Origin of the sequence: Tessaracoccus caeni (assembly GCF_029211185.1) — a bacterium.
GTDB classification, from domain to species: Bacteria; Actinomycetota; Actinomycetes; order Propionibacteriales; family Propionibacteriaceae; genus Arachnia; species Arachnia caeni.
On sequence record NZ_JARGDO010000001.1, the window covers coordinates 161,351 to 187,984 of the forward strand.

The window sequence follows — 26,634 nt, forward strand, 5'->3', positions numbered from 1 at the left end:
TCCACGACGTGGTTTTGCATCCCCAACCGTACCGCCCTCCACCAACCGTCGGCTATGCCTCCAGGCCCCTCCTGCTCAGGGATTCCTCAGGGTTGCGGTTAAGATAGGCCCCTACGCCGCAATCGATGAAGGACGAGAGACCGTGGGATTGTTCCGCCCCTACGAGCGCACCACCAAGCAGTCGGGTGACAAGAGCGCCAACCCGACGCCCAAGGACAAGGCCTCGCAGGAGCCCTCCAAGGCCCAGGCTGCGCCCACGTCCGCCGGTTCGGACAAGATCGTCGTCAGCCGCGGGCCTCGCAAGAAGGAGGGCGCCACGCCCACCCGTCGGGAGGCCGAGGCCGCTCGGATGGAGCGACTGCACCCCACCCTGACGCCGAAGCAGCAGCGCAAGGCCGATCGCGAGGCCAGGTACGACGCCCGCATGCAGGCCATGGACCGGGCCGAGCGCGCGCCCCACCGGGCGCTGCTGCGCGACTTCGTCGATGCTCGCTGGACGATCGCCGAGTTCATGATGCCCGCGATGATCCTGATGATGTCGATCTCGATGGCCACCATGATGTGGTCGCCGGCGCTGTCGAACTACATCGCGCTCGGCCTGTGGCTGCTCCTGCTGCTCACCTTCGTCAACATCGGCTTCATGTGGCGCAGCTTCAAGAAGGTGCTGCAAGAGCGCCATCCCGGCACGCCCACCAAGGGCCTGCTGATGTACATGTTCAACCGGGCGCTGATGATCCGTCGCTTCCGTCGTCCCGCGGCGCGGATCAAGCGAGGAGACGCGTTCTGATGAGCTACCGGTGGGAACCCGAGTCCGGCGCGTACTCGCGCGGCGAACTCGAGTCGGCCGGGCTGCTTCCGTCCTTCGACTCTCAGCGGGCTGCCGAGGAATGGCTGGGCTTGTTCTACTCCGACCTGCTCGACGGCGGCGTCGCCGAGGTGAGCCTGCACGAGGAGACGCGCCTGGTCTACGGGCCGATGTCGCTCGACGCCTGAGCCCTCAGGCCGCCTGCGTCTGCTTCACGTCCTTGCGGATCAGCACCGCACCGAAGCCCGCGGCGACGAGGCCCGTCACGACGATGACCGGAGCGGAGTTGCGCGCCGCGGCGATCCGCTCCTCGTAGGTCTGGACCTTGTCGGTGACCGTGCTGGTTCGGCTCATGTAGCCACACTCGTCGCCGGGGCCCATCACGACCCCCCGGCATGTCGCGCCAGGCGACACGAACGACACCACTCCCCACACGGTGATGGCGAGCGAAATCACGACGAAGCCCCAGAGGCCGACCTTCTTCAGCACGCGCCCAAGCTACCCGACGCCGGGCCCCACGGCGCGTCTGTCCGCTAGTACGCTGGCCCGGTGACCGCTTCCTTGACCATCAGTAAAGGCCTCCCCAAGCGCACCGACGTCGTCGTGCTGGGCATGGCCACCGCCAACGAGATCCCCGTGCTCGTGGGGACGCTGCCCGAGCTCGACGAGGCCTATCGGCAGCATTTCTCCCAGGATGTCGCCGGGCTGGCGAAGGCTGCTGGGGCGAAGCCCGACGAGGAGTCGGTGTGCGCGCTTCCCGCCGCCGGGGCGCTGCGGGCGGTGCTCGTCGGCCTGGGCGATGCGGACGTCACCCCCGAGCGTCTGCGCCGCGCGACGGGCGTCGCTGTGCGCTGGGTGGCGAGCCAGGAAGGCGCGACGGCGCGGACCGTCGCGGTGTCGCTGGAGCTGGCGGATCCCGAGTTGGTTCAGGCGGCGGGCGAGGGCGCGCTGCTCGGCGCGTACCGTCAGCCCAAGCTCACCGGCACCGACGTCCCTGTTCCGGTAAGCGCCGTGACGTTGGTCGTCGCGAAGGAGACCTCGGAGCTGCGAGCCGCGGCCGAGACCGCGCAGGTGACGTCGCTGGCCGTCTGCCAGGCCCGCGACTGGGGCAACACGCCGCCCAACCTGCTCTACCCCGAGACCTTCGCGGAGAAAGCACGCGCGCACGTCAAGGGTGAGAAGATCGCCGTCGAGATCCTCGACGAGAAGGCGCTGGAGAAGGGCGGCTACGGCGGCATCCTGGCTGTCGGCGGCGGCTCGACCCGAAAGCCCCGTCTCGTTCGCCTGAGCTATGCCCCGCGCGGCGCGAACTTCCACCTCGCCCTGGTGGGCAAGGGCATCACCTTCGACTCGGGCGGCCTTGACATCAAACCGGCCGGTCAGATGGCGGGCATGAAGTACGACATGTCGGGCGCGGCCGTGGTGATCGCCGCAACAAAGGCGATTGCCGAGCTGGGGCTGCGGATCAAGGTCACCGCGTACGCCGCGATGGCGGAGAATCTGCCCTCCGGCAGCTCCTACCGCTCCAGCGACGTGATGACGATGTTCGACGGCCAGACCGTCGAGAACTACAACACCGACGCCGAGGGCCGCCTGGTGATGGCCGACGCCATCGCTCGCGCCAGCCAGGATCACCCTGACCTGATCGTCGACGTGGCGACCCTCACCGGCGCCTGCATGGTGGCGCTGGGAACCCGAGTGTCCGGCCTGATGGCCTCCGACGACGCCACCGCGGACCGCTTGCTGGACGCCGCCGAGGCCGCCGGCGAGGAGTTCTGGCAGCTTCCGATCACCGACGAGATCCGCAGCCAGCTGAAGTCGCCGATCGCGGACATGCGCTCAGGCGGCAAGGCCCGCTGGGGCGGCGCGCTCGTCGCAGGCGCGTTCCTGCAGCGCTTTGTACAGAAGGGCATCGACTGGGCTCACCTCGACATCGCCGGCCCCGCCGAGAACGAAGGCGAGCCGCATGGTTACACCCCGAAGGGCGGCACGGGCGTCGCGGTGCGCACGCTGATCTCGCTGGCGAACCAGCTGGCGCGCTGACGTCGCAGCCCGTCGAGCGCCCTACCCCAGCCTCTTCTTTTTCGCGCCGTAGTCGCGCATGCGCTGGGGGTAGGGCACCACGCCGGCGTCGTAGCAGGGGATGTTGTGCTTCCGCGCAAAACCGTAGCCTTCCTGCGCAGAGCTGAGGCCGCGACGGGTGGTCTCGCCGTCGGCCGCGACCAGCAGGATCGAGGGCGGATTGAAGCTGGTGGGCTGCTCGATCCAGGCCTCGACGCCTCGTCGGGTGCGGACGAATTCTCCCAGGTGGCGCTGGGCGGCCTCGTTCGCGGCGCGCGTCTCCTGCGCCTCTGCTTTACGTCGACCGAACCAACCCACGGTGGCAATTATGCCCTCGGTGCGCCGTCCACGGGATCGCAGCCGGTCAATGCGGGCCGCGAATCGTGCAAGACTGCGCGTTATGAGTGAGACCTACGACGTGGCGGTTCTCGGAGCCGGCTCCGCCGGCTATGCGTGTGCCCTGCGCGCCGCACAGCTCGGACTATCGGTAGCGCTCGTGGACGAGGCGGAGGTCGGCGGCACCTGCCTGCATCGGGGATGCATCCCGACGAAGGCATGGCTGCAGGCGGCCGAGGTGCGCCGCACCGTCGCGTCGGCGTCCGGGTTCGGCATCGGCGCCGAGGTCGGCGAGGTCGACGCCACCCGGCTGCGCACCTATGCCGACGGCGTGGTCTCGTCGCTGCATCGGGGACTCAAGGGCCTGCTCGCGTCCCGTGGAGTGCACACCATCGCGGAACGCGGTCACCTCGTGGTCGACGAACGAGGCCCGGGCATCGAGCTGGGCGCCAAGGTGCTGCGTGCGAAGGCCGTCGTGCTGGCCACCGGGGCCGCGCCGAGCACCTTGGGGCTGTCCGTCGACGGCTCGCGGATCATCACCTCCGAGCACGCCCTCCGCTTGGATCAGCTGCCCGAGAGCGCAATCGTGCTGGGTGGTGGCGTGATCGGCGTCGAGTTCGCCTCGGCATGGACGGATCTCGGTGTCCGGGTGACCCTGGTCGAGGCCGAGGAACGCCTGCTTCCCGCAGAGGAGCCCGCGCACAGCGCCGTCTTGACCAGGGCGCTCGCCAAGCGCGGCGTCGACATCAAGCTGGGCACTCCCATCGCCGGAGCGACCGCCGACGATACGGGCGTGCGGGTCCGGCTCGGCGACGACGAACTCCAGGCCGACGTGCTGCTGGTGGCCGTGGGGCGCCGCCCGAGGCTGGACGATCTGGGTCTCGCCGAGGCGAGCGTCGAGATCAATGGCGGCCACATCGTCGTCGACGAGCACCTCCGCACCAGCGTGCCCGGCGTCTTCGCCGCGGGCGACGTGGTGGCGGGCCCCCAGCTCGCGCATCGCGGCTACGCGCACGGCGTCTTCCTCGCAGAACACATCGCGGCATCCACCGGCGTCTGGCCGGGACGCCCGAGCCTCCCCAAGGACCACAACATCGCCCGCGTGGTCTACTCCAGTCCCCAGCTTGCCTCCGTCGGCCTCACTCGGGCCCAAGCGGAAGCGAGCGGTGCCGTCGAGGCGGTCTCATTCCCCCTCGCCGGCAACGGCAAAGCCCTCATCGGTCACGCCCCCGGCGACCGCGAGACAGGCATGGTCACGATGCTGCGCCGACCCGGCGGAGAAATCATCGGCGTGCATGTCGTTGGCGATCATGTGGCCGAACTGATCGCCGAAGGTGCTTTGCTAGTGGGGTGGCAGGCGACCCCCGACGATCTCACCGAGATCATTCATCCCCATCCGACGCTCAGCGAAGCCCTCGGCGAAGCCGCCATGGCATTGGGTGGGCGCGGTCTACACATACACGCCTGATCGGGTTATAGGCTGTCCGCAACAGGTCAAACGAAGGAGCCAGTTTCACCATGTCAACCGAAGTCGTTCTGCCGGCACTCGGCGAATCCGTCACCGAAGGCACCATCTCTCGTTGGTTGAAGGAGGTCGGCGACACCGTCGAGGTCGACGAGCCGCTTCTGGAGGTATCCACCGACAAGGTCGATACCGAGATCCCCAGCCCCGTCGCGGGCGTTCTTCTGGAGATCCGTTTCCAGGAGGATGACGTCGCCGCCGTCGGTGCTGTGCTCGCCGTCGTGGGTGATGCCGCCGAGGCACCCGCCGCCGCTCCTGCAGCGCCGGCCCCGCAAGCCGCCCCTGCACCTACCCCCACCCCGGCTGCGGCCCCTGAGCCCGCTCCGGCCCCCGCAGCGTCGGCTCCCGCCGCTGCGCCGGCCGCAGGCACCGAGGTGATCCTGCCCGCTCTGGGCGAGTCGGTCACCGAGGGCACCGTCTCTCGTTGGCTGAAGGAAGTGGGCGAGGCCGTCGAGCTCGACGAGCCGCTGCTCGAGGTGTCCACCGACAAGGTCGACACCGAGATCCCCAGCCCCGCCGCCGGCGTGCTGCTGGAGATCCGCTTCCAGGAGGACGACGTCGCCGCGGTCGGCGCCGTGCTCGCCATCGTGGGCGAACCGTCCGCTGCCCCTGCACCCGCACCGGCTGCGTCAGCGCCTTCGGCGCCTTCGGCTCCGTCTGCCCCCTCGGCACCTTCTGCGCCGTCTCCCGCCTCCGCTCCCACTCCCCCGGCTCCCGCGCATTCGCCGCAGGTGCAGGCTGAGGTTGCGCGTCGCGTGGCCGAGGCCTCCCCGGATGGCGCCTACGTGACGCCGCTCGTGCGCAAGCTCGCCCGCGAGCATGGCGTCGCGCTGGGCGAGATCACGGGCACCGGCGTCGGCGGTCGCATCCGCAAGCAGGACGTGCTGGACGCCGCCGAGGCGAAGAAGGCTCCGGCCCCCGCGCCGGCCGCCCCCGCTGCTGCACCTGCTGCTCCCGCCGCCAAGGCCGCTCCTGCTGCCGCCCCGGCCGCAGATGTGCGTGGCAAGACCGAGAAGCTCAGCCGCATGCGCAAGACCATCGCCCTGCGCATGAACGAGTCGCTGCAGACCGCCGCCCAGCTCACCGCCACCACCGAGGTGGACATCACCGGCATCAGCCGCCTGCGCGCCAAGGCGAAGGACGACTTCAAGAAGCGCGAGGGTGCCTCGCTCAGCTACCTGCCGTTCATCACCGTCGCCGTGGTCGAGGCGCTCAAGGCTCACCCGGTCATCAACGCGACGATGGACATCGAAGCGGGCACGGTCACCTACCACGACGGCGAGCACATCAGCCTGGCGGTCGACACGCCGAAGGGCCTCATGGTGCCCGTGATCAAGAACGCCGGCGACCTCAACATCGCCGGTATCGCCAAGAAGATCGGCGATCTGGCCGCCCGCACCCGCGCGGGACAGGTCGGGCCCGACGAGCTCACCGGCGGCACCTTCACCATCACCAACTACGGGTCGGCGGGCACGCTGTTCGACACCCCGATCATCAACCAGCCTCAGGTGGCCATCCTCGGCACCGGCGCGCTGGTGAAGCGGCCCGTGGTGCTGACCGATGCGGATGGCGACGAGGTGATCGCGGTTCGTCACATGATGTACCTGTCGCTCACCTACGATCACCGTCTCATCGACGGTGCCGTCGCCGGTCGTTTCCTTGCCGCCATCAAGGCTCGCCTTGAGGCTGCCGACTTCGCCGGCGAGCTCGGACTCTGATCCGCGATCGCATCAACACGACGACGAGGGCCCCGGGACTTTCCCGGGGCCTTCGCCCTATTCTGGTCACGTGTTGAGCTTCGAGTACCGCGGCATCCCGGGCCAGTTCTCCGACTACCAGGAGACCTGGGACTACCAGCGCGAGGTGCACGCCGAGGTGTCGTCGGGCGCGCGTCATGGACACGTGATCTACGTCGAGCACAGCCCCGTCTACACGGCCGGCCGTCGCACCAAGCCCACCGACTATCCCAAGGACGGCACCCCGACCATCGCCGTCGACCGCGGTGGCGAGATCACCTATCACGGCCCGGGTCAGCTCGTCGGCTATCCGATCGTCAGGCTCCCCGATGGGGTGGGCGTCGTCGACTATGTGCGCAAGCTCGAGGCCGCGATCATCGAGCTGCTCGCCGGCTACGGCATCGCCGGCGGTCGCGTGGAGGGACGCACCGGGGTCTGGCTGCCCGCCACCAGTTCTCGGCTCGAACGCAAGATCTGCGCCATCGGGGTTCGGGTCTCCCAGCGCACCACGATGCACGGCTTCGCGCTGAATGTGCTCTCCAGCGCCGAACGGTTCGGCAACATCGTGCCGTGCGGCATCTCCGACGCGGACGTCACGTCGATCGTCGAAGAGCTGCCCGGCACCTGGACGGTGGAGGGCGTGGCACACGATCTGGAACCGATCTTGCGCCGCCACTTGGCATGGGAGTGAGAGGGCCCCGTCAGGGAGGTAGGCTGGTCCGGTGACCGCCGTGAAACCAGATGGACGCAGGCTCCTGCGCATCGAAGCAAAAAACGCTGAGACGCCGATCGAACGTAAGCCCGGCTGGATCAAAACGACCGCCCACATGGGCCCCAACTACACGGATCTGCAGAAGATCGTGAAACAGCAGGATCTGCACACCGTGTGCCAGGAGGCCGGCTGCCCCAACATCTTCGAATGCTGGGAAGACCGCGAGTCCACCTTCCTGATCGGCGGCGACAAGTGCACCCGGCGCTGCGACTTCTGCCAGATCGAGTCGGCCAAGCCCGAAGGCTACGATCCCGCCGAGCCGCTGCGCGTCGCCGCGTCCGTCAAGAAGATGGGCCTGCGCTACGCCACCATCACCGGCGTCTGCCGCGACGATCTGCCCGACGAAGGCGCCTGGCTCTACGCCGAGACCATCCGTCAGATCCACTCGGTGAACCCGGGCGTCGGCGTCGAGATGCTCGCCCCCGACTTCAGCGGCAAGGAAGAACTGCTCGGCCAGCTGTTCGACGCCAAGCCCGAGGTGTTCGCGCACAACGTCGAGACGGTGCCCCGGATCTTCAAGCGGATCCGTCCCGGCTTCCGCTACCAGCGCTCGCTGGAGGTGCTGACCATGTCGCGCGAGCGGGGGCTGGTCACCAAGTCCAACCTGATCCTCGGCATGGGCGAGACCCGCGAGGAGATCTCCGAGGCCCTGCAGGATCTCTACGACGCGGGCACCGAGCTGATCACCATCACCCAGTACCTGCGACCCAACGCGACGCTGCACCCCATCGAGCGCTGGGTCACCCCCCAAGAGTTCGACGAGCTTGCGGAGGAGGCGCGCGAGATTGGATACTCGGGCGTACTCTCAGGCCCGCTCGTCAGGTCGTCCTACCGCGCCGGACGGTTGTACCGCACGGCAATGGATGCCCGGCGCAAGACGGCCTGAGAAAACCACCACCACACGGAGAAGCAACCAATGGCAAGCGAGAAGGCCAAGGCCCTAGCGGCGAAGCAGAAGGCCGAGATGAAGGCGGAGAAGCTTCGCAAGAAGAACTCCACCGACCCCGCAGACTGGGGACGGATCAAGCAGATCCGGGAGGCCTATCGGGTCACCGCAGAGGTCGACAAGCAGGTGCCGTGGCTCATGGCGCTCAGCTTCTTCGGGCCGATCGTCGTGCTCACCGTGTTGGGCGTCTTCCTGGCGCGCACCGATCAGGGCATCAACTGGATCAGCCTTGTGCTGTGGGTCGTGCTGGGCATCTCGGCGGGCATGTTGGTCGCCCTCCTGGTTCTCACCCGCCGCGTGCGCAAGGCCACCTTCACCCGCTACGACGGTCAGGCCGGCTCGGCCGAGGTGGCCCTGAACATGCTGAACAGCAAGAAGTGGACGTCCACGCCGGTGATCACCGTGACGAAGAGCCTCGACGTCGTGCACCGCGCCCTCGGCCCGGCCGGCATCGTGCTGATCGGCGAAGGCGAGCCCGGGCGGCTCAAGCCGCTGCTGGCCAGCGAGAAGCGCAAGCATGAGCAGGTCGCCTACGGCGTCTCCGTCACCATCATTCAGATGGGCAAGGGAGCCGGCCAGGTGCCGCTCGATCAGCTGACCAAGCACATCGAGAAGCTGCCCCAGCAGATCGACTCCGCGAAGATCAGCGAGACGGCCAACCGCCTGCGTGCCCTCGACGCGATGCGCCCCAAGGCACCCATCCCGAAGGGCCCCATCTCATCGAAGGGCGCCCGCAACGCGATGCGCGGCCGCTGATCTCTTAAAGGATCGAAAAGATAGCTGGCTAGAGGCCCCGCAGTGTGCAATACGTACACTGCGGGGCCTCTAGCCATATATAAATCCGGTGCAAGACGGGGAGCAGCCCGGTTCACGAGCCGCCGCGGCGCCACTACTTCTCGGGCATGATCGCCAGGACGAGGTCGTCGACGATGTCGTCGGTCGACGTCTCCGGATCGATGGATGCGGTGAGCCTGTCGAGCAGGAGTCCGTCGATCGCGTAGTGGAAGAGCGCGATCTCGCGACGACCCCCTGGCAGCCCGACTGACTGATTGAACGCGATGTCGGCGTCGAAGCCCGCCCTCAGCCAGGCCCCCATGATCGCCTCGAGCTCGGGACGCCGGCCGGACTCGAGCCGCAGCTCGAAGAGCGCGATGGTCGCGTCTCGGTGCTGTGTGAGCCTGCTCACGATGTCTCGAACGTAGTCGGCGAAGAGCGCGCGGTCCGGCACCCGTCCGGCGCGCTCCGCGAGGTCGCGCTCGGTTGGGGAGATCACCTCCCAGACGCGGGAGATGAGCCCTTCGACCAGCGCCGAACGCGACCGGAAGTAGTTCGACGCCGTCCCGAGAGGGACCCCGGCCTCCCGGTCGATCGCGCGATGGGTGAGACCGCGAGCGCCCTCCCGCGCCAGCACCCGGATCCCCGCATCGGCCAGCGCTCGGCGTCGTTCGTCGTTCTTTGCCACCACCAAACCCTAGCTCAACCACAACAAAAGTAGTAGATTGAGCTAATCACGACAGCAGTAGTGATTAAGATCATCGAAGAGGAGCGATCATGCGCGCACTCGTCTACTTCGTCGCGGTGAGCTTGGACGGCTACATCTGCGCTCCCGACGGCGACGCCTCCGCCTTCCCCGTCGAAGGCGACCACATGAGCTTCCTCTTCGAGGAGTTCGCGGACACCATTCCGACCCACCTCGCGGGCCTCGTCGGAGCGACACCGACCCGCGAGCGCTTCGACACCGTCGTGATGGGCTGGAACACCTACCTTCCCGCCCTCGACGCCGGCATCGAACGCCCCTATGCCCACCTCCGAGAGATCGTCTTCACTCGCGCACATGCGGGCCGCGCCGCGTCACCGAACATCGAGTTCACGGACGCCGACCCGGTGGCGACGGTGCGATCGCTCAAGCAGGAGGACGGCGCCGACATCTGGCTGTGCGGGGGCGCCCAGCTCGCCGGAGTGCTCGTCGATGAGATCGACAGACTCATCCTCAAGCGCAACCCCATCCTCTTGGGCAGCGGCAAGCCGCTGTTCTCGGACGCCCCCTACGCGCCGGAGTCGTTCCGCCGCCTCTGGAGCCGCTCATTCAAGTCAGGGGTCGACGTGACGGAGTTCGCCCGGGCGCGCTGAAAGAAGAGACCGGCGAGCAACCTTTCACGGCACCGGCAGCGTCGTTGGGGCGAAGGAGTTTGACCATGAACAATCCCCCGTGCCCCAACCGTCGCTCACTGCTGACAGCCGGCCTCTTGGCCACCTTGGCCCTCGCTGCCTGCTCAGCCACTCCGGGACAGGAGGTCAGCGGTGCCGGCGCCGTCCTCGACCTCCCCTTCTCGACCACTCCGAACACCGCAGAGGCAGCCGCGGCCAGTCAAAGGCTCGCTTGGGAGCTGATCGGCAATCTCGACGAACCCAACCGCGTGGTCTCCCCCAGTTCGCTGGCGATGAGCCTGGTCATGGCCGGCGAAGGTGCGGTGGGCTCGTCCGAACAGAGCATTGCCGAGGCGCTGGGCCTGAGCGGGGACGACCGGTCCCGCGCGTTCGGCGCCCTGCGTCAATCGCTGCTTGACTACGACTCACTGCCGAAGAAGGTGGATGCCAAGAAGCCACCGGAGACACCCGTCGTGCATCAGGCAAGTCGCGCGCTCGTCCTGGATGAGGAGATCAAGCAGGACTTCCTGGATCGGATCAAGACCTACTACGACGCATCCGCCACACAGGCGGAACGCGCCGGAGCCAAGGCCGATCTCGACGCCTGGGCGCGCACGCACACTGCCGGGTTGATCGAGAAGTCCGGCATCGATATCACCGGCGACACCGTTCTGGTGCTGCAGGATGCTCTGCTGTTCGCCGCAGCCTGGGCTGATCCGTTCGACGGCGAGATCACCATGCCCTTCCATGGCACCGACGGCACGAAGGACGTCGAGGGCCTCGCCGACACGTTCTGGATCCCCGTGGTCTCGGGCGAGAACTGGTCGGCCATTCGACTCCCCTACGACGATGTCCTCGCGGCCGACGTGATCCTCCCCAAGGAGGGCGTGGCCCCGGAGTCGCTCACCGTCGAGGATCTCGATGCGGCCACCCGAGAGCTGGCGCGCACCCCCGCGGACCACCCGGAGACCATCGTGCAGCTGCCCAGCTTCGACCTCACCTCCAAGGTCGATCTATTGGCGGGGCTGCCCGGCATCGATCTCGAGCACCTCGACGGCATCATTGATCTGGGGTACGCCGCGCAGTGGATCCAGCAGGTTCGGCTCCAGGTGACGGCGGAGGGCACGGTCGGCGCGGCTCTCACCGAGATGGCCGTGGAAGCGGGCTCGGCACCCATGGAGAGTCCGACGGAGTTCATCGTCGACCGGCCCTTCGTGTTCCGCGTCATCGACACCCGCACCGGCTGGCCGCTGTTCCTCGCGACGATCGCGGATCCCTCCGCCGACTGAGTCCAGCGACGAGTTTCGGCACGAGTGCAACCGGCCTGGCGTCAGCGGCGTATAAGAGGCAAAGGAGTTCCCATGACCGACACATCGCGCATCCGCTGTTTCGCGATACTGGCCGCGCCAGTGCTGGTCGTCGCTGCGCTCGTCGCTTACTCGTCCGGTCCCGACGCGGGGCCGGACCGCGCGGGCCGTATGCCATGGGTTCAGCAGATCCGCGTCGAACTCCTCGCCGAACCATCCGTCCCGCCGTCGTCTGGGCGGGTGGGACTAACCCAGGATGTCCCTGCGCTGGATGGTGAGCAGGCCCGCCACGAAGGCGACGACCGCCAGACCCAGCAGGAGCGCCACACCGGGCCAGTCCCATCCGTTCATGATGGGGATCTCGGCAAAGGCCCAGCCGAAGGGCGAGACCTCCGATAGCCACGCCCAGTCCTCGGACTGGCGGCCGATCACGTTCATCACATAGGCGGCGACGGCGATGCCGGCCCCGGCTCCGATCGCGGCGCTCTTGCGCCCCGTCGCGGCGCCTACCGCGAGCGCGATGACGGCGAGCGCGATCGCGAGCACGGTGAACGAGACCACGCCGGCCGCGGTGTCGACGGGGTTCAGGTCGAGCGAGAAGGGCTCCGACGAGCCCATCAGAATGGCCCACAGCGCGAGCCCGAGGACGAGGAATCGCGCGACGATGGCGAGCGCCCGCTCCACATAGACGCGGGTCCGGCTGATGCCGTGAGCGAGAGTGAGCTCCAGCATGCCCCCCTCCTCGTCGCCGGCGATCGCCCGGGCGCCCCATCCGACGCCGGCGATCACCACGAGGATCAGGGCCGTCAGCTCCAGCACCGACGAATGCACGTAGCCGGCGCCGGTGAACATGGTGTCGAATCCCATGCCGACGACCAGCGCCTTCGGCAGCGACTCGAGCATCGCCTCCATCTCGGGCGAGGCCCCGATGGACTCGAAAAACGGCAGGTAGACGATACAGACGGCAACAATCCCGACGATCCAGCCGAGCAGGGCCTTCCAGCCGTGGCGCAGTTCGGAGACGAAGATGGGCATCAGTTCACCTCATACATGTCGAGAACCCGCTCTTCCAGGTCGGGTTCGGCCACCACCAGGCTCACCACGTCGAGCTTCGAGAGCGCGGTGACGAGTTCCTTCGGCTTGCCGTCGAGGAGACCGGTGATCGCCACTTCGCCGTCGCCTTGCACGACGTCGAGACCCAGCCCATGCTGAGCGACGACGGCCGCGACCTCGTCGATCGTCCCCCGGACGAGCGCCCGCACATGCCGCGTGGCCGAGGCCCGCAACTCGCTCATCGGCGCCACCGTCACGAGGCGCCCTTTGTTGAGCACCGCGGCGGTATCGGCGACCTGTTCAATCTCACTCATCACGTGCGACGACAGGAACACCGTGGCACCCCCGTCGCGGGCGGCGCTGACGAGACGTAGCACCTGCTGCTGCACCAGCGGGTCGAGGCCCGACGTGGGCTCGTCGAGGATCACCAGTTCAGGACGGTGCATGAATGCCTGGATGATGCCGAGCTTCTGCTTGTTGCCCTTCGAGAGCTTGCGGCTGGCGTCGCCGAGGCGCACGTCGAGTTCCTCAGCCAGACGCTTGGCCTCCGCGCGTGCCGCGCTGGGGTGCGCGCCGAGCGAGGCCCAGAAGGCCAGGTGGTCGCGGCCGTTCACCTTAGGGTCGAGCCGAAGTTCGCCGGGGAGGAACCCGATCCGGCTGCGCAGGGCCGCTCCGCCGTCTCTGGGATCCTCGCCGAGCACGGTGGCGCTGCCGGAGGTGGGGCGCGCGATGTCGAGCAGGATCCGCATCAATGTCGTTTTGCCGGCTCCGTTGTGCCCGATGAGACCGAAGATCGATCCTCGCGGGATCTCCACGTCGAGGTCGTCGAGGGCGCGGATCTTGCCGAACTCCTTCCGGAGCCGGTGGGTCGCGATGGCTGCGGTCATGGCGCTTCTCCCTTCGGATTGGCCTCGTAGAGCCCGGACATGAGGAGCTCAATGAGGGTTGTCATCAGGCGTTGGTAGGCGTCACCGTCGAGTCGCTCCGCTCCGAGCGAGCGCGCCAGGTGCGACTGGAACACCAGCGGAATCAGGCCGACGGCGGTGGCCACGGCATTGGCTGCTGCGGGATCCACACCGTCCTTCATCCGGATCTGAGCAGCGGGCCGCTCCATCGCGCGAGCGGCCTCGCTCACGAACCGATCCCAGAGCACCACGCCGGCCGGACCACCGTCGAGGATGATCCGAGACACATAGACCAGCCAAGGATGATCCGGCGGGAAGCTTCGGATCATATCGGAGAGCTGGGACTGGTCGTCGAGGTCGACGTCGGTCTTGATCCGCAGTCCCTCGCTCATCAGGTAGTCGTCGCAGTGCTCGCGCAGCTTGTCTTTCGAGCCGTAGTGGTGGATCACCAGGGCCGGCGAGACACCGGCTTCCTGGGCGATCTCGCGCACCGACGCGGCGTCGAAGCCGCGCCGGCCGAATACGTCGATGGCCGCATCCCTGATGCGGGCTGCTGCGGTGAGGTCTAAACGCATGTTCATTACACTAAACGATCGTTCAGTCATCGTCAATGGTGTCGCCCGCTTGGCCCGTGGGCCGCCCGATTGCCGCGAACGAGAAGACCCCTGACATGCTTCTGAGTGAGCGGTGCGACACACTCGCGCGATTCTCGACAAGTAGGAGATATGCACCTCATCAACGCGGCGATGTCACGGGAGGAGCGCTTCACGGCGCTCTACGACGCCACCTACCCGGACCTGCTGCACTTCGTGCGACGACGAGTCCACCCAGCCCGCGCCGAGGACATCGTCAGCGACGCGATGCTCGTCGCGTGGCGTCGACTGGACGACGTACCCATGGACCCGTCGGCAGCACGCGCCTGGCTCTTCGGCGTGGCCTACAAGACCCTCCAGAACACGCGCCGGCGGGAGGAGAAGCAGGATGCCATCGCGGTGCGCCTCGCCGAAGTGGCCCATGTCACCGCAGCCGGCGTTGAGTCACCAGACGCCGTGGCCGACAGGCTCGATGTCGCGGCGGCGTGGCCTCTGCTGAGCGCGGCACACCAGGAGGCGATCGCGCTCTCCGTGCTCGACGGGCTCACTGCCCCCGAGGCCGCGCGCGTGCTGGGCATCACCCCCGTCGCCTTCCGCCTCAGACTGTCACGGGCCAGGAAGGCCCTGCGGCAGCACATCATCTCCACCAGCACCGACGACCTCACGACCCAAAGGAGCCCCCGATGACCAGACGCTCCCGCTTCGCCCGCACCGCCAATGCCCTGCGCTCCCTCGATTCCGCCCCGCCAGCCCCGCTGACCGACGCCGAGATGCACCACGCGGCCACCGAGCGCGCCCGGATCATGGCGACGCCCGTCCCCGACACGACCCCCGCACGAACCGCTTGGCCGTATCGACGGCTCGCGCTCGCGGCCGGGATCTTGGTGGCGGTCGCCGCGCTCGTGCCGTACGGCCTCGGCGGAACCCCCGCGTTCGCGTCGTGGACGCCGATCCCGACCCTGCTCACCGGCGCTGCTGCGGAGGAGGCTGGGGCCGACTGCCTTCGGAGGCACACAGATCACGAGATACCCGCCAACCTTGAGGCTGACTGGGACACATCTGCCGTCCCGGAGATGAAGCCCGTCCTTGCCGAGCAGCGGGGCGACTGGGTCACCGTCTTCCTGGCCGGTGGCGGCGCGGAGGCCTCCTGCCTGATGCAGACCGACATCGAGCCCGACGAGCACCAGATGATGGGTGGCTACAACCCTGACGCAGCGGAGCCCCCCGCACCCGAGCAGGATGGGCTCGTCGAGACACACGCCATGAGCGGTTCCTTCGATGTGCCTAATAGGATCGGTATCGGCACGATCGACGACTGGTACGGATGGGTCGCCGGGTATGTGGGCGACGAGGTCAGCGCGGTGACAGTGCACTCGCCGGCCGGCACGGACGTCGAAGCCTCCGTCAACAACGGACAGTATTCGGCCTGGTGGCCCGCCGGGCCGGCACGCGGAAGCAACCCCGCCGTCGGTGGCGGGTGGAGCTACACGGTGACCCTCACCGACGGCACCACCCAGGAGATCAAGACCCCGAGGTGAGATGGCCTGCCTCAGTGACCACGCCCTCTTGGCCGAGCAGATTAGCTAACTTAGACTAAGTCTATGACGACGGTGAACATGCACGAGGCCAAGAGCACTCTCTCCGCTTTGGTGGAGCGGGCGCTGGCAGGCGAACGCATCACCATCGCGCGTGCCGGCAAGCCCGCCGTCGACCTGGTGCCCCATGTCGCCGGGGCGGACATCGTGTTCGGCGCCGGCAAGGGAGAGTTCGTTCTCGACACCGAGATCTTCGACGGCGTCGACGCCGAGATCCAGGAGATGTTCTACGGGGCCGACGCGTGATCCTGCTCGACACCAACGCCCTGCTCTGGCTCTATCTGGACGACCCCCAGCTCGGCCCGGAGTCACGTCGTCAAATCGCCTCCTCCAGCCGGGTCTTCTACTCAGCGATATCGGTCTCAGAGATCGCGATCAAACACCTGCTCAGGCGCCTCCCCCTCCCCGGCGAAAAGGCCTTCCCTCGCATCTTCGACGACGCGGGCCTCAAAGAACTGCCGTTCACCGCTGCGCACGCACGAGCTTTGCTCCACGAGCCAGACCTCGCGCGACACGACCCCTTCGACCGTTTCTTGATAGCGCAAGCAGAGACGGAACGTCTGGACTTCCTCACCGCCGACCGAACCCTGCTCTCACTCGGCAAACCCTGGATCCACGACGCTCACCTCTGACGCGGACGGGCGTCGCTAGCGGTCGTAGGCGGCAACCAAGGCTTCGAGCTGGTCGACATGCTCGACGACGAAAGCGCTTTGTTGCGCCAGGTGAATCGCTTGCAGCTTGGTGCGATAGTCGACCTGTTCCGCGCAAGACACATCCGCCACCGCCTGAGTGACTTCCTTCTCCCGGAAGGCATCCCTCACCGCCTCTCCGGGCTCCTGGGGTTCGCCAGGAACGACTTCTACCGCGTTTCCGCCATCCGCCTGCCCCGGGGCATGACCGTGAAGTTCCTCAGCCGCGAGCTCTTGAATGTACTCACGGGCTTCTTCTCGGCCGGCGAAGGTAAAGCCCTTCTCTCGCATGCAGGCCGCCCACTCGCCGCCCAACGCGACAACCTCATCGGTGCGCTCAGGCCTCGCGTAGATCGCGTCGGCCTGATCGATCAGCTCGACGAAGTCCGGGTCGGCGTACGGCTCGTCTTTCGACACCTCAAAAGACGCCTTGCCATCGCAGCCACGCGTCTCGCTCCAGTGCGTATCTTGGTCGTCGGAGGCGTCGTCACCATGGCCGAGCAGCGCCTTGTAGTAGGCCGCTAGCTCCAACTCGCCCAGCGAGCCGACGTACTCAGCGTTCGGATCCACCCACTCGGTTCCGCTGGTTGTGGACTCGTCAACCATCGTCGGTGATTCGACGATGCCGTAGCCGTATTGCTGCGCGTAATCCATCGTGTCCCGCGTCGCTCCCCCGCCCAACTCCTCGAAGGTCAGGGGAGGCGCCGCGTAGTCGTCCTCGTGCCACGGCCGAGGGGCGTACTCGAACCCAAGACCGGCCATGCACTCGGCGATCAGCTGCTCCCGCTCGACGTGATCCGCCTTCTCCACCTCGAGCCGCGACTCATCCGCACCCCACATCACCCGGATGTAGTCCGCGAGGGGGCGAGCATCCTCGTCGCGGTCGCCCTCACCAGAGCAGCCCACGAAGAGACTCCCGAGCAGCGCGACGAGGGCAAGATTTCGGACGAAACGGCGATGGGCGAGGTGAGGCATATGGTGCTTCCTTATCGAGACTCGGTCACCCGCTTATACGCGTCGACGCGCCCCGGCGTGACACGCCACCTACTGACGGGCGATGGCTTCAAGCAGCGGATCCCAGTCGTCCGATGACAGAATCCGGACGATCTCCTCCTCTGTTCGAGGCAGCCCCCATTCGTCCGGCGCATGATCGTCCTTGGGGACCCAATGGACGTTGGTGAGGATGAGCCTGACGTCACCGGACTCATGGCGTACCCATATGACTTCGCGCAGTTCCTCGTCGCCAATCGTCTGCCGATCGATGACGGTCTTGAACCAGATGTCGGGATCGGCGGCGATCCGTCGGTACCCGTCGTCCCGCGGCGGGAGTCCATCAGGATCGAACCGCACCTCGAGGAAGCCGTTGGACATCTCATCGCCATCTTCGACGTAGAACGGGAGGCGGTAGAAATGACCGCCGCCCTCGTAAGGCAGCTTCTTCTCCAGGACACTCTCGTCATCCAGGATCGGAGGCACGAGAGTGGCCTCGGGAAAATACCGCTGCGTGACCCCTTGGATTGCTTCCGCGACCGCGGGGTCTACGTCGTCCGGCCCGCGAAACTCCGATGCAGCCGGACTAGCGGGTGGGGTCGCGACACGGCTGATCGACGGTGTCCCGGCGGGCTGGCTCGCGCGTCGATCCAGGTCGGCGAGCGACAGCACGCCCGCACCGACGCCGGCGATGAGAACGACCGCGGCCACGCCGGAAACGACATACCGGACGGCCAGCCTTCGCCGACCCGCACGCATCGCGCGGCGCACGACATCGGAGGTCTCCTGTGGATTCAGGTCGGGGATGGACGGGTGTTTCATGGTGACTCCTCAGACCGGTCGGGCCAGGTGCGAGCTGTTGCGCAGCTTTGCCAACGCGCGCGAGGCGGTCTTGCGGACCCAGACCTCGGAGCGGTCGAGGAGCTGGGCGACCTCGGACGCCGGAAGCCCCTCGCTGTAGCGGGCGACGACGACAGCGCGTTCGGCCGGCTTGAGCCGACGCATGGCTCGCACGAGATCGATCGAGCTCTCCACATCGAGATCGGGCGCGACAAGCTGGGGAAAGGCATCGGTGACCAGCTCACCAGAGCTCTTGAGCCGGCGCTTCGACACGAACAGCCGATACAGCGTCTGTTTGGCGTAGGCCGTCGGTTGGGCGGTCTCGTCGATATGCGACCAGTGGACATACATCTTCGTCAGTGTCTCCTGCACGAGGTCTTCCGCCAGTTGGCGATCGGCGATCAGCACGACGGCATGCCGAAAGAGAGGGCCGGTGGCGCTGAGCGCCCAGCTTTCGAACTCGTCACGGTGCGCCATGCAAACCTTCCGTCGCCTCCTCTACGCCACGGAGCGGACGTTTCGTGACAAGCAGATCACGAGCACAGGCAGACGACGAACCCACCCCTGAGCTACTCGCATGACTCACCCTGACCGACGATGACACAGGTGACCATTTAACTCATATATCTATCACCAAAACCAACGGTTAGAAATACGAATACCACCACGTGCGGAATTTATTCCGGCCGCGTCCGCAACAACGAAGAACGCATCGAGAAAGAGGGGAGGGAAACCGGAGAATCGGGCGTATTCCAGCCTCCACAAGCGGGCCTTGCACCTTTTCTCAGGAGCCTGCCCGAACGTGCGTGAACTGGTAAACCAGTATTAACGAAACGGGTCAACACCCCAATGGAGGGCACTGTGAAGACCATTGACGCAGACGTGGTTGTGATCGGCGGAGGGTCCACCGGCGTGGGCGTCGTCCGCGACGCTGCTATGCGCGGATTCAAGGCGGTGCTCGTCGAGCGCGCCGACTTGGGACAGGGCACGACGGGACGCTTCCACGGCCTGCTGCACTCCGGCGGACGCTACGTCGTCTCAGACCCGGAGTCGGCGACCGAGTGCGCCGAGGAGAACGTGATCCTCAAGCGCATCCAGGCCGACGCCATCGAGGACACCGGAGGTCTCTTCGTCACCACCGCGGTGGACGCGGAGGACTTCGCCGACGGGTACGCCGCAGCGTGCGTGAAGGCGAAGGTGCCCATCGAGGAGATCAGCCTCAAGGAGGCATTCCGTCGCGAGCCGTTGCTGAATCGCGGCAGCAAGCGCGCCTTCGCCGTCGAGGACGGCACGATCGACGGCTGGAAGCTGGTGTGGGGCGCGGTGCGAAGCGCCGAGCAGTACGGCGGCACCATCCTCACCTACCACTCGGTGACCAAGATCGAACACCAGGCCGGCCAGGCCACCGCCGTCACCTGCCTCGATCGTCGCAGCGGCGAGACCGTCCGGATCGGCTGCCACTTCGTGCTGAACTGTGCCGGACCCTGGGGCGGACAGATCGCCGCCATGGCCGGCTGTCACGACGTCGAGGTGGTGCCCGGCGCGGGCATCATGATCGCGATGAACCACCGCCTCACCCAGTCGGTGCTCAACCGCTGCATCTACCCGGCCGACGGCGACATCCTGGTGCCGGCGCACCCCGTCTGCATCATCGGAACCACCGACCACAAGGCCGGGCACGCCGACGACCTGCCCATCCCGCGCGATCAGGTGCAGCAGATGCTCGACGCGGGCGAGGAGATGATCCCCGGCTTCCGCAAGGCTCGCGCGATCCACGCGTGGGCCGGCGCGCGGCCGCTGGTGAAAGACTCGCGCGTCTCCGCCGAGGACACCCGGCACATGGCGCGCGGCATGTCGATCATCGACCACGAGCACCGCGACGGGCTCAAGGGCCTGCTGACCATCGCGGGCGGCAAGCTCACCACCTACCGCCTGATGGCCGAGCGCATCGTCGACGTGATGTGCGATCAGCTCGGCGAGAAGCGCGAATGCCGCACCGCCGACGAGCCGGTGCCCGGCTCCGAAGACCGCAAGCTCTACGCCCTCAACCGGCGCCTGGAGCAGGTGGAGACCGGCACCAAGGCGCCGTCGGGTCAGCAGATCATCTGCGAATGCGAGTTGGTCACGCGCAAGAAACTGATCGAGGCGATGAACGACCTCACCGAGTTCAACCTCGACGACCTGCGCCGCCAGGTGCGCCTGGGTATGGGGCCTTGTCAGGGCGGGTTCTGCGCGTCGCGCGCCACGGGCATCGCCCATCAGCGCGACGACATCGACGCCGAACACGCGTCGGAACTGCTGCGGGGCTTCCTCAAGAACCGCTGGATCGGGATCTGGCCGATCCTGCACGGCGAGCAGGTGCGCCAGACCGCGCTGGACAGCTGGATCTTCGAAGGCACGCTCGACCTCGAGCATCTTCCCGAGCCGGAAAGGCAGGTCGTCTGATGCGCGACGCAGTGGTGATCGGAGCCGGACTCGCGGGCCTCGTCGCAGCGGCCCGCCTGCTGGAACAAGGCATGTCGGTGACGCTGGTCAGCAAGGGCCTGGGCGGCCTGCAGCTGGGTCAGGGAACCGTCGACTATCTGGGCTATGCGCCCGAATATGTGGAGGATCCGCGCGCGGCGATCGACGGGATCGACGACGAGTCGCACCCGTATGCGCCGTTCTCGGCCGACGACGTCGACCAGGCCACCGCCTGGATCCGCCGGGTGGTGGGCGAGGATCTGTTGGTCGGCGACGGGAGGTCGAACTACCGCCTGCCCACCGCCGTCGGGGCGCTTCGTCCGACCGCGCTCCCCCAGCCGTCCATGGTGGCTGGGCAACCGCGCGGCAAGAGCATCGTGCTGGTTGGCCTCGACCGGCTCAAGGACTTCTACCCCGACCTGGTGGCCGAGAACCTCCGCCGGCAGGCCAACCCCGACGGCTCGCCCATCCGGGCGCGCGCGGTGCACGTCGACGTGATGGTGCGCGACGGCGAGGTGGACTCCTCGGGGCTCCAGTTCGCCCGCGCGCTCGACGATCCCGCCAAGCGCGCCGAGCTGTGCCGCCTGGTGGCGCCGCTCCTCCGGGAGGACGAGGTGGTCGGCTTCCCGGCGGTGCTCGGCCTGGCCGATCACGACGCGTGGAGGGACGTCGCCGCGCGTCTTGGCCACGAGGTGTTCGAGGTGCCGCTCCAGCCGCCGTCGGTGCCGGGCATGCGGCTGAACGAGCGCCTGACGCGACTGGTGAAGTCGGGCATGCGGGGCATCGACGCGATCCGTTCGGTGCCGGGCGAGACCGGCGTCGTCGCGTCGCGGGCTCGGCTTATTCTCGGCGCACACGTCACCGGATTCGAGGCCGAGGGCGGCCGGATCGCGTCGGTGACGGTGGCCAGCGCGGGTCGTCCCCGGACGATCGAGGCGCGGCAGTTCGTGCTGGCGACCGGCGGCTTCGAGTCGGGCGGCCTGGCCATGGACTCCTATGGCGCCGTCTCCGAGACGCTGGTCGGCCTTCCGCTGCACGGCGTCGTCGCTGAGCTGGTGCACGGCGACTACTGGGGCGAGCAGCCCGTTTTCAAGGTGGGCGTCAGGGTGGACGGCGAGATGCGTCCGGTGGATGACACCGGCGACGTCGTCTACTCCAACCTGCGCGCCGCCGGCGGCGTCATCGGCGGATCGATCCGGTGGCGCGAGAAGTCGGGCGACGGCATCGCCCTGCTGACCGCCCTGCGCGCCGCCGACAGCATCGTCGGCGCACACACATCCGCTTCGACCGTTGGGAGCAGCACATGAGCGTTCGAGTTGACACCCCGCCGTGCGGCGGCGCCGAGATCATCGACCTGGAGCACCTGACGCTGCGCGCCTCCCTCGACGCCTGCGTGAAGTGCACGATCTGCGAGACGCAGTGCCCGGTGGCGCGCGTGACGCCGCTGTTCCCTGGGCCTAAGTTCGTCGGTCCGCAGGCTGAGCGTTTCCGGGGCTCCGAGATCTCCGTCGACGAGTCGATCGACTACTGCTCCTCGTGCGGCACCTGCACGACGGTGTGCCCGCAGGGCGTGAAGGTGGCCGAGATCAACCACCACGCCCGCACGGCGATGAAGCAGCAGAAGGGCATCCCGCTGCGCGATCGCCTGATCTCGCGCACGACGCTGATGGGCATGGTGATGACCCCCTTCGCTCCGATCGCCAACTGGGCGCTGCGCCAAGCGTGGATCCGGGTGCTGGTGGAGAAGGTGATCGGCATCGCGCGCCACGCCCCTATGCCCATCGCCCAGCCGCAGACCTTCGACGCCTGGTTCAAGCGGCATACCCCGCACCCCAACTCCGGGCCGCGCGGCCAGGTGATCTTCTTCCACGGCTGCGCCGGCGAGTACTTCGAGGTGGAAACCTCCATCCGCTCCGTCCAGCTGCTCGAGTTCCTGGGCTACGAGGTGCTGAACCCGAGGCACGGCTGCTGCGGCCTGGCGCTGCAGTCGAACGGCCTGTACGACGACGCGAGGAAGTACGTTTCGAAGCTCACCACAGACCTGCGCAGCGTCAACCGGGATGCCCCCATCGTGACGGCGTCCGGTTCGTGCGGCGGCCAGCTGAAGCACGAGGCGCACGAGATCCTGGGCATGAACGACGAGGCCCTGCAGGACGTCACCTATCGCACGTGGGACATCTGCGAGTTCATCCTGGAGCTCGACGACCGGGGCGAGCTGCCCGATCGAGTCCAGGCTTATGAGGCCACGATCCCCTACCACGCGCCTTGTCAGCTGAAGAGCACCGGCATGGGGATGCCGGCCATCAACCTGATGGAGCTGGTGCCGGGGGTCACCGTCGTCGAGTCGGAGCAGCCTTGCTGCGGCATCGCCGGCACCTACGGCTTGAAGAAGGAGAAGTACGAGATCGCGCAGGCCGTCGGCAAGCCCGTCTTCGATTTCATCCAGCGGGTCAACCCCGAGATTGCCGCCTGCGACACCGAGACCTGCCGCTGGCAGCTACGAACCGCCACCGGAGCCAACGTCGTCCACCCCATCTGGCTGCTCCACCACGCCTACAGCCTGTGAGCAGATGGCCTGCCAGCCTCGTCGGTTATCGAGGCTGAATCCGTCAGCGCCCGAGCGGTTCAGGCATCAGCGGGGTTGTCAATGTCAGCATGCTGACGCCCACAACCCCGCTAACGCGAGATGACGGAGTCACTGAACGGATTCAGCCTCGCTAACCCTCAACGCGTCTCACGCGTGATACATCGACTCAAGAACCGGCTAGCGCGGCGGTGGAATAGTCGCCCCGGCGTCGTGGTTGACTGGGAGAGGAGCCAAGTCACCACGGAGGTGCCGAATGACGACGACGCTGGAACGCGACGACGACAAGGCGACGGGCCTGATCGCTTGGTCTGACCCGCGCGACGATATCGAGATCGGTGTGCTGATGGCCAACGGCCGGCTTGCTCCGCGCTCCTTCGCCACCCGCGAGGAGGCCGAGGCCTGGGCCACGGACGGGGAACGAGTGGTCGAGTACAACCGGATCTGCGCCTGCGATGTGTGATCCCATCATCGAGATCCCGTTCGCACGTGCCATCGCTGGCCATCCGCGCGGAGCTGCTCGGCCGGGGTGACTGCGTAGTCGGCCATGTAGTCGAAGACCCCTCGGAGGGCGACGCGGGCAGGGTCGCGGTAATAGTCACGCTGGGCTGCCGGGAACTCGTCGAAGGTTCCAGCAAAGTCGAACGCCCAGGTGAACATGTCCTTGGGCTCGTCGCGCACCGCAAACAGGCAGTGAAAACCATAGGCCTCGCGGACCTCGACGATCCGCCGCCAGATCTCCAGGAACTCGTCCCACCTCCCGACGATCGAGTAGCGGCGCGTGATCGCGATCCGCCCGCGAACCGACTCGGCTGTGGCCTCGGTCAGCCGCTCCACGCCAACCGGACGAACCAACGCATTGCGGAAGACATGGGGCGCTGCTTCGGCCGTGAGGCCGGCCGTTCTTGGGTCTGCCGCCAGCGCCGACTCCCCCGCTTCAGGATCGGGATGCGAGTACAGCCAGGTCAGCTTGGGTTCGGCATGAGTCTCAAGGAACAGCCGGTGGCTCGTGAATCCATGCTCGCGACGCAGCGCGACGACTCGCGGCAGGATCTCGAGGTAGGCGTCGAGGTGGCGCGGCTTGACCGAGAAACGATGCAGCACCATGGTCTCCCGAGACGTCATGGCTCTCTCACCTCCGATCCCGCGCTTTGCCTAGACGTCAGTTGCCAGGCGTTACCAAGCTACCTTCTCCGACGCGGTTGTCCTTGAGGTCAGTACCTCGCGCCCAAGTGCTCCGACCATCCTCCCACGCCTCACCCAGAGGGTACCGAGCGTGAATTACTGCGTATTTCTCCCATAATTCACGTTGCGGTCGGCAGATGAGGAACTCGACCCTCGCCCTCGACGACGCAGAGGCGATTCTCGCCGGCGGCGTCCCGAACGGCTAAGCGGCAATCATCACAACGCGACGGCGAGCACCGCGCGACACGGAGGCACAACTCACATCAGTCGAGTTGCTCGGACAGCTCCAGCCAGCTCTCCTCCAAGGCCTCGTTCTCCGACTCGGCATTCTGGAGTTCTGCAGTGAGCGTGCCCAGACCGACGTAGTCGCTCTGATCGTGGGCCGCGATCTTTTCCTGGATCTTCTCGATCAGCTTCGCCTGCTTGTCGATCCGACGCTCGATAGCCGCCAACTCCTTGCGCAGCGCCCGCTCCTCCGCGCCGCCCACCGACGACGACTTCGCCGCCTGCTTGCCCTCCGCAGCCAACGGCGACGACGCCGACCTAGCCGAACGCCCGGCGCTCAGTTCCAGGTACTCGTCGATCCCGCCCGGCAGATGACGCAGACCACCATCCAGAATCGCGTATTGCTGATCGGTCACCCGCTCCAGCAAGTACCGGTCGTGCGAGACCACCAGCAGCGTCCCCGGCCACGAGTCGAACACGTCCTCCATCGCGGCCAACATGTCGGCGTCCACGTCGTTCGTAGGCTCATCGAGAGCAATCACGTTAGGTTCGCTGAGCAACAGAAGCAGGAGTTGCAGCCGTCTTTTTTGACCGCCGGAAAGGTCGTCGACGCGAGCCGACAGGTGCTCGCGAGCGAAGCCGAGCCGCTCCAGCAGCTGAGCCGGCGTCATGTCCTTGCCGTCGATGTGGAAGGTGGTCTGGGTGCGGGCCAGCACCTCGCGGACGCGGTCGCCGCCGATCTCGGCCAGCTGCGAGAACTGCTGATCGAGCATGCCGAAGCGCACCGTCTTGCCGTGCTTCACCCTCCCGAACGTGGGCTGCAGCGCGCCGGAGATGAGGCCGAGCAGCGTCGACTTCCCGCTGCCATTCGGGCCAAGGATGCCGGTGCGCTCCGCCGGCGCGATCCGCCAGGTGACGTCGCGCAGCACCTCCTTGTCGCCATAGGAGAGGCCCGCACGCTCCAGGTCGACGACATCCTTGCCCAGCCGCGCGACGGCCAGCCGCTTCAACTCGATGGCGTCGCGCACCGGCGGCACGTCGGCGATCAGCGCGTTGGCCGCGTCGATACGAAACCGGGGCTTGCTGGTCCGAGCCGGGGCGCCTCGACGCAGCCAGGCCAACTCCTTGCGCATCAGGTTCTGCCGCTTGGCTTCGGTGGCGGCCGCGATCCGGTCGCGCTCGACACGCTGCAGCACGTAGGCCGCATAGCCGCCCTCGAAGGGCTCGACGATGCCGTCATGCACCTCCCAGGTGGCGGTGCACACCTCGTCGAGGAACCACCGATCGTGCGTGATCACCAGCAGCCCGCCGGCGTTCTTCGCCCAGCGCGAGTTCACGTGTTTTGCCAGCCAGGCGATGGCCTCGATATCCAGGTGGTTGGTGGGTTCGTCGAGCGCGACGATGTCCCACTCCCCTACCAACAGCGCGGCTAAGGCGACCCGGCGACGCTGGCCACCGCTCAGCTCGCCGACCCGCGCGTTCCAATCGACGTCGGACACCAGGCCGTTGATGACGTCACGAACGGCTGGGTCGCCGGCCCACTCGTGCTCGGGTCGATCGCCGACGATGGCATGACCCACCGTCTCGTCGTCCTTAAGGTCGTCGGTCTGCGACAGATACCCGAAACGCACCCCGCTGCGGCTGGTCACGCGTCCCCCCTGCGGCTCGACCCGGCCGCTGAGCAGGCCCATCAGGCTCGACTTGCCGTCGCCGTTACGACCCACGATGCCGATCCGGTCGCCCTCATTGATGCCGAGCGTGAGGGATTCGAACACCACGCGGGTCGGATACTCGAGGTGGAGGCCTTCGGCCCCAAGGAGATGCGCCATAGTGGCAAAGGGTAGTGGCCCCGACGCTGCTCCGCGCGGGAGGCAGCTCA

General features: G+C 67.2%; 29 protein-coding genes. 18 read left to right on the plus strand and 11 right to left on the minus strand.

The annotated features are described in order from the left end of the window. Positions 1 to 142: 142 nt before the first annotated feature. Positions 143 to 787, plus strand: a complete 645-nt coding sequence (locus P0D62_RS00685) for a DUF3043 domain-containing protein (RefSeq protein ID WP_275700687.1) — start codon at positions 143 to 145, stop codon at positions 785 to 787. Next, entirely contained in the window at positions 787 to 993 is a 207-nt protein-coding gene (locus tag P0D62_RS00690; protein WP_275700688.1) for a hypothetical protein, read from the plus strand. The genes P0D62_RS00685 and P0D62_RS00690 overlap by 1 nt, the downstream gene beginning before the upstream one ends. A gap of 4 nt (positions 994 to 997) precedes the next feature. Here P0D62_RS00690 and P0D62_RS00695 read toward each other — a convergent pair whose 3' ends face one another. Next, a complete protein-coding gene (locus tag P0D62_RS00695) occupies positions 998 to 1,294 on the minus strand; it encodes a hypothetical protein (protein WP_275700689.1) in 297 nt (98 codons plus the stop codon). A 60-nt stretch (positions 1,295 to 1,354) separates the two neighbouring features. On the opposite strand from P0D62_RS00695, the gene P0D62_RS00700 reads away from it, so the two are divergent. Continuing rightward, positions 1,355 to 2,848, plus strand: a complete 1,494-nt coding sequence (locus tag P0D62_RS00700) for a leucyl aminopeptidase (protein WP_275700690.1) — start codon at positions 1,355 to 1,357, stop codon at positions 2,846 to 2,848. 21 nt (positions 2,849 to 2,869) lie between these two features. On the opposite strand, the gene P0D62_RS00705 is transcribed toward P0D62_RS00700, so the two are convergent. Next, positions 2,870 to 3,184: a hypothetical protein gene (locus P0D62_RS00705; protein WP_275700691.1), complete on the minus strand. Its 315-nt coding sequence runs from the start codon at positions 3,182 to 3,184 to the stop codon at positions 2,870 to 2,872. An 82-nt stretch (positions 3,185 to 3,266) separates the two neighbouring features. Between P0D62_RS00705 and lpdA the strand changes: the two genes are divergently transcribed. The 5 genes from lpdA (at position 3,267) to P0D62_RS00730 (ending at position 8,934) form a co-directional block, all read left to right on the plus strand. Then, positions 3,267 to 4,670: a dihydrolipoyl dehydrogenase gene (lpdA, locus tag P0D62_RS00710; protein WP_275700692.1), complete on the plus strand. Its 1,404-nt coding sequence runs from the start codon at positions 3,267 to 3,269 to the stop codon at positions 4,668 to 4,670. Between the two features lie 50 nt (positions 4,671 to 4,720). After that, positions 4,721 to 6,442: a 2-oxoglutarate dehydrogenase, E2 component, dihydrolipoamide succinyltransferase gene (gene sucB, locus P0D62_RS00715; protein ID WP_275700693.1), complete on the plus strand. Its 1,722-nt coding sequence runs from the start codon at positions 4,721 to 4,723 to the stop codon at positions 6,440 to 6,442. 70 nt (positions 6,443 to 6,512) lie between these two features. Beyond that, the gene (lipB, locus tag P0D62_RS00720; RefSeq protein WP_275700694.1) at positions 6,513 to 7,151 is read left to right on the plus strand and encodes a lipoyl(octanoyl) transferase LipB; all 639 of its coding nucleotides are present in this window, start codon (positions 6,513 to 6,515) and stop codon (positions 7,149 to 7,151) included. Between the two features lie 31 nt (positions 7,152 to 7,182). Next, a complete protein-coding gene (lipA, locus tag P0D62_RS00725) occupies positions 7,183 to 8,118 on the plus strand; it encodes a lipoyl synthase (protein ID WP_275700695.1) in 936 nt (311 codons plus the stop codon). Positions 8,119 to 8,148: 30 nt separating this feature from the next. Further along, complete coding sequence (locus tag P0D62_RS00730) at positions 8,149 to 8,934, plus strand: DUF4191 domain-containing protein (RefSeq protein ID WP_275700696.1); 786 nt, start codon at positions 8,149 to 8,151, stop codon at positions 8,932 to 8,934. Between the two features lie 133 nt (positions 8,935 to 9,067). Here the strand turns inward: P0D62_RS00730 and P0D62_RS00735 are convergent, their stop codons facing one another. Continuing rightward, positions 9,068 to 9,640 carry a TetR/AcrR family transcriptional regulator gene (locus P0D62_RS00735; RefSeq protein WP_275700697.1) on the minus strand — a complete coding sequence of 191 codons (573 nt, stop codon included), beginning with the start codon at positions 9,638 to 9,640 and terminating at the stop codon, positions 9,068 to 9,070. Positions 9,641 to 9,729: 89 nt separating this feature from the next. Between P0D62_RS00735 and P0D62_RS00740 the strand changes: the two genes are divergently transcribed. Continuing rightward, positions 9,730 to 10,308, plus strand: a complete 579-nt coding sequence (locus tag P0D62_RS00740) for a dihydrofolate reductase family protein (RefSeq protein ID WP_275700698.1) — start codon at positions 9,730 to 9,732, stop codon at positions 10,306 to 10,308. 65 nt (positions 10,309 to 10,373) lie between these two features. Beyond that, on the plus strand, positions 10,374 to 11,615 hold the full coding sequence (locus P0D62_RS00745; RefSeq protein ID WP_275700699.1) for a serpin family protein: 1,242 nt from the start codon (positions 10,374 to 10,376) through the stop codon (positions 11,613 to 11,615). 264 nt (positions 11,616 to 11,879) lie between these two features. Here P0D62_RS00745 and P0D62_RS00750 read toward each other — a convergent pair whose 3' ends face one another. The 3 genes from P0D62_RS00750 to P0D62_RS00760 are packed head-to-tail and all read right to left on the minus strand — an operon-like array spanning position 11,880 to position 14,166. Beyond that, entirely contained in the window at positions 11,880 to 12,668 is a 789-nt protein-coding gene (locus tag P0D62_RS00750) for an ABC transporter permease subunit (RefSeq protein WP_275700700.1), read from the minus strand. After that, the gene (locus P0D62_RS00755) at positions 12,668 to 13,573 is read right to left on the minus strand and encodes an ABC transporter ATP-binding protein (protein ID WP_275700701.1); all 906 of its coding nucleotides are present in this window, start codon (positions 13,571 to 13,573) and stop codon (positions 12,668 to 12,670) included. The genes P0D62_RS00750 and P0D62_RS00755 overlap by 1 nt, the downstream gene beginning before the upstream one ends. Then, complete coding sequence (locus P0D62_RS00760; RefSeq protein ID WP_275700702.1) at positions 13,570 to 14,166, minus strand: TetR/AcrR family transcriptional regulator; 597 nt, start codon at positions 14,164 to 14,166, stop codon at positions 13,570 to 13,572. The genes P0D62_RS00755 and P0D62_RS00760 overlap by 4 nt, the downstream gene beginning before the upstream one ends. A 150-nt stretch (positions 14,167 to 14,316) precedes the next feature. Here P0D62_RS00760 and P0D62_RS00765 point away from each other — a divergent pair, with 150 nt between their 5' ends. The 4 genes from P0D62_RS00765 to P0D62_RS00780 all read left to right on the plus strand — a co-directional run bounded on the left by P0D62_RS00765 (position 14,317) and on the right by P0D62_RS00780 (position 16,411). Beyond that, entirely contained in the window at positions 14,317 to 14,871 is a 555-nt protein-coding gene (locus tag P0D62_RS00765; protein ID WP_275700703.1) for an RNA polymerase sigma factor, read from the plus strand. Beyond that, complete coding sequence (locus P0D62_RS00770; RefSeq protein ID WP_275700704.1) at positions 14,868 to 15,722, plus strand: hypothetical protein; 855 nt, start codon at positions 14,868 to 14,870, stop codon at positions 15,720 to 15,722. The genes P0D62_RS00765 and P0D62_RS00770 overlap by 4 nt, the downstream gene beginning before the upstream one ends. Before the next feature lie 63 nt (positions 15,723 to 15,785). Beyond that, positions 15,786 to 16,025 (plus strand): type II toxin-antitoxin system Phd/YefM family antitoxin, encoded by a 240-nt coding sequence (locus tag P0D62_RS00775; RefSeq protein ID WP_275700705.1) that lies wholly within the window; start codon positions 15,786 to 15,788, stop codon positions 16,023 to 16,025. After that, entirely contained in the window at positions 16,022 to 16,411 is a 390-nt protein-coding gene (locus P0D62_RS00780) for a type II toxin-antitoxin system VapC family toxin (protein ID WP_275700706.1), read from the plus strand. The genes P0D62_RS00775 and P0D62_RS00780 overlap by 4 nt, the downstream gene beginning before the upstream one ends. A 15-nt stretch (positions 16,412 to 16,426) precedes the next feature. On the opposite strand, the gene P0D62_RS00785 is transcribed toward P0D62_RS00780, so the two are convergent. From P0D62_RS00785 to P0D62_RS00795, 3 genes are all read right to left on the minus strand, one after another. Beyond that, positions 16,427 to 17,443 (minus strand): hypothetical protein, encoded by a 1,017-nt coding sequence (locus P0D62_RS00785; protein WP_275700707.1) that lies wholly within the window; start codon positions 17,441 to 17,443, stop codon positions 16,427 to 16,429. A 69-nt stretch (positions 17,444 to 17,512) separates the two neighbouring features. After that, a complete protein-coding gene (locus P0D62_RS00790) occupies positions 17,513 to 18,280 on the minus strand; it encodes a hypothetical protein (protein ID WP_275700708.1) in 768 nt (255 codons plus the stop codon). 9 nt (positions 18,281 to 18,289) lie between these two features. Beyond that, positions 18,290 to 18,775 (minus strand): sigma-70 family RNA polymerase sigma factor, encoded by a 486-nt coding sequence (locus tag P0D62_RS00795; protein ID WP_275700709.1) that lies wholly within the window; start codon positions 18,773 to 18,775, stop codon positions 18,290 to 18,292. Between the two features lie 384 nt (positions 18,776 to 19,159). Between P0D62_RS00795 and glpA the strand changes: the two genes are divergently transcribed. From glpA to P0D62_RS00815, 4 genes are all read left to right on the plus strand, one after another. After that, the gene (gene glpA, locus P0D62_RS00800; protein WP_275700710.1) at positions 19,160 to 20,743 is read left to right on the plus strand and encodes an anaerobic glycerol-3-phosphate dehydrogenase subunit GlpA; all 1,584 of its coding nucleotides are present in this window, start codon (positions 19,160 to 19,162) and stop codon (positions 20,741 to 20,743) included. Next, the gene (glpB, locus tag P0D62_RS00805) at positions 20,743 to 22,068 is read left to right on the plus strand and encodes a glycerol-3-phosphate dehydrogenase subunit GlpB (RefSeq protein WP_275700711.1); all 1,326 of its coding nucleotides are present in this window, start codon (positions 20,743 to 20,745) and stop codon (positions 22,066 to 22,068) included. Before glpA ends, glpB begins: the two co-directional genes overlap by 1 nt. After that, positions 22,065 to 23,327, plus strand: coding sequence for an anaerobic glycerol-3-phosphate dehydrogenase subunit C (locus P0D62_RS00810; RefSeq protein WP_275700712.1), 1,263 nt, complete (start codon positions 22,065 to 22,067; stop codon positions 23,325 to 23,327). The genes glpB and P0D62_RS00810 overlap by 4 nt, the downstream gene beginning before the upstream one ends. Positions 23,328 to 23,601: 274 nt before the next feature. Beyond that, entirely contained in the window at positions 23,602 to 23,808 is a 207-nt protein-coding gene (locus tag P0D62_RS00815; protein WP_275700713.1) for a hypothetical protein, read from the plus strand. Positions 23,809 to 23,813: 5 nt separating this feature from the next. Here the strand turns inward: P0D62_RS00815 and P0D62_RS00820 are convergent, their stop codons facing one another. Further along, on the minus strand, positions 23,814 to 24,470 hold the full coding sequence (locus tag P0D62_RS00820; RefSeq protein WP_275700714.1) for a hypothetical protein: 657 nt from the start codon (positions 24,468 to 24,470) through the stop codon (positions 23,814 to 23,816). Between the two features lie 323 nt (positions 24,471 to 24,793). After that, positions 24,794 to 26,584, minus strand: coding sequence for an ABC-F family ATP-binding cassette domain-containing protein (locus tag P0D62_RS00825; protein WP_275700715.1), 1,791 nt, complete (start codon positions 26,582 to 26,584; stop codon positions 24,794 to 24,796). Positions 26,585 to 26,634: the final 50 nt, after the last annotated feature.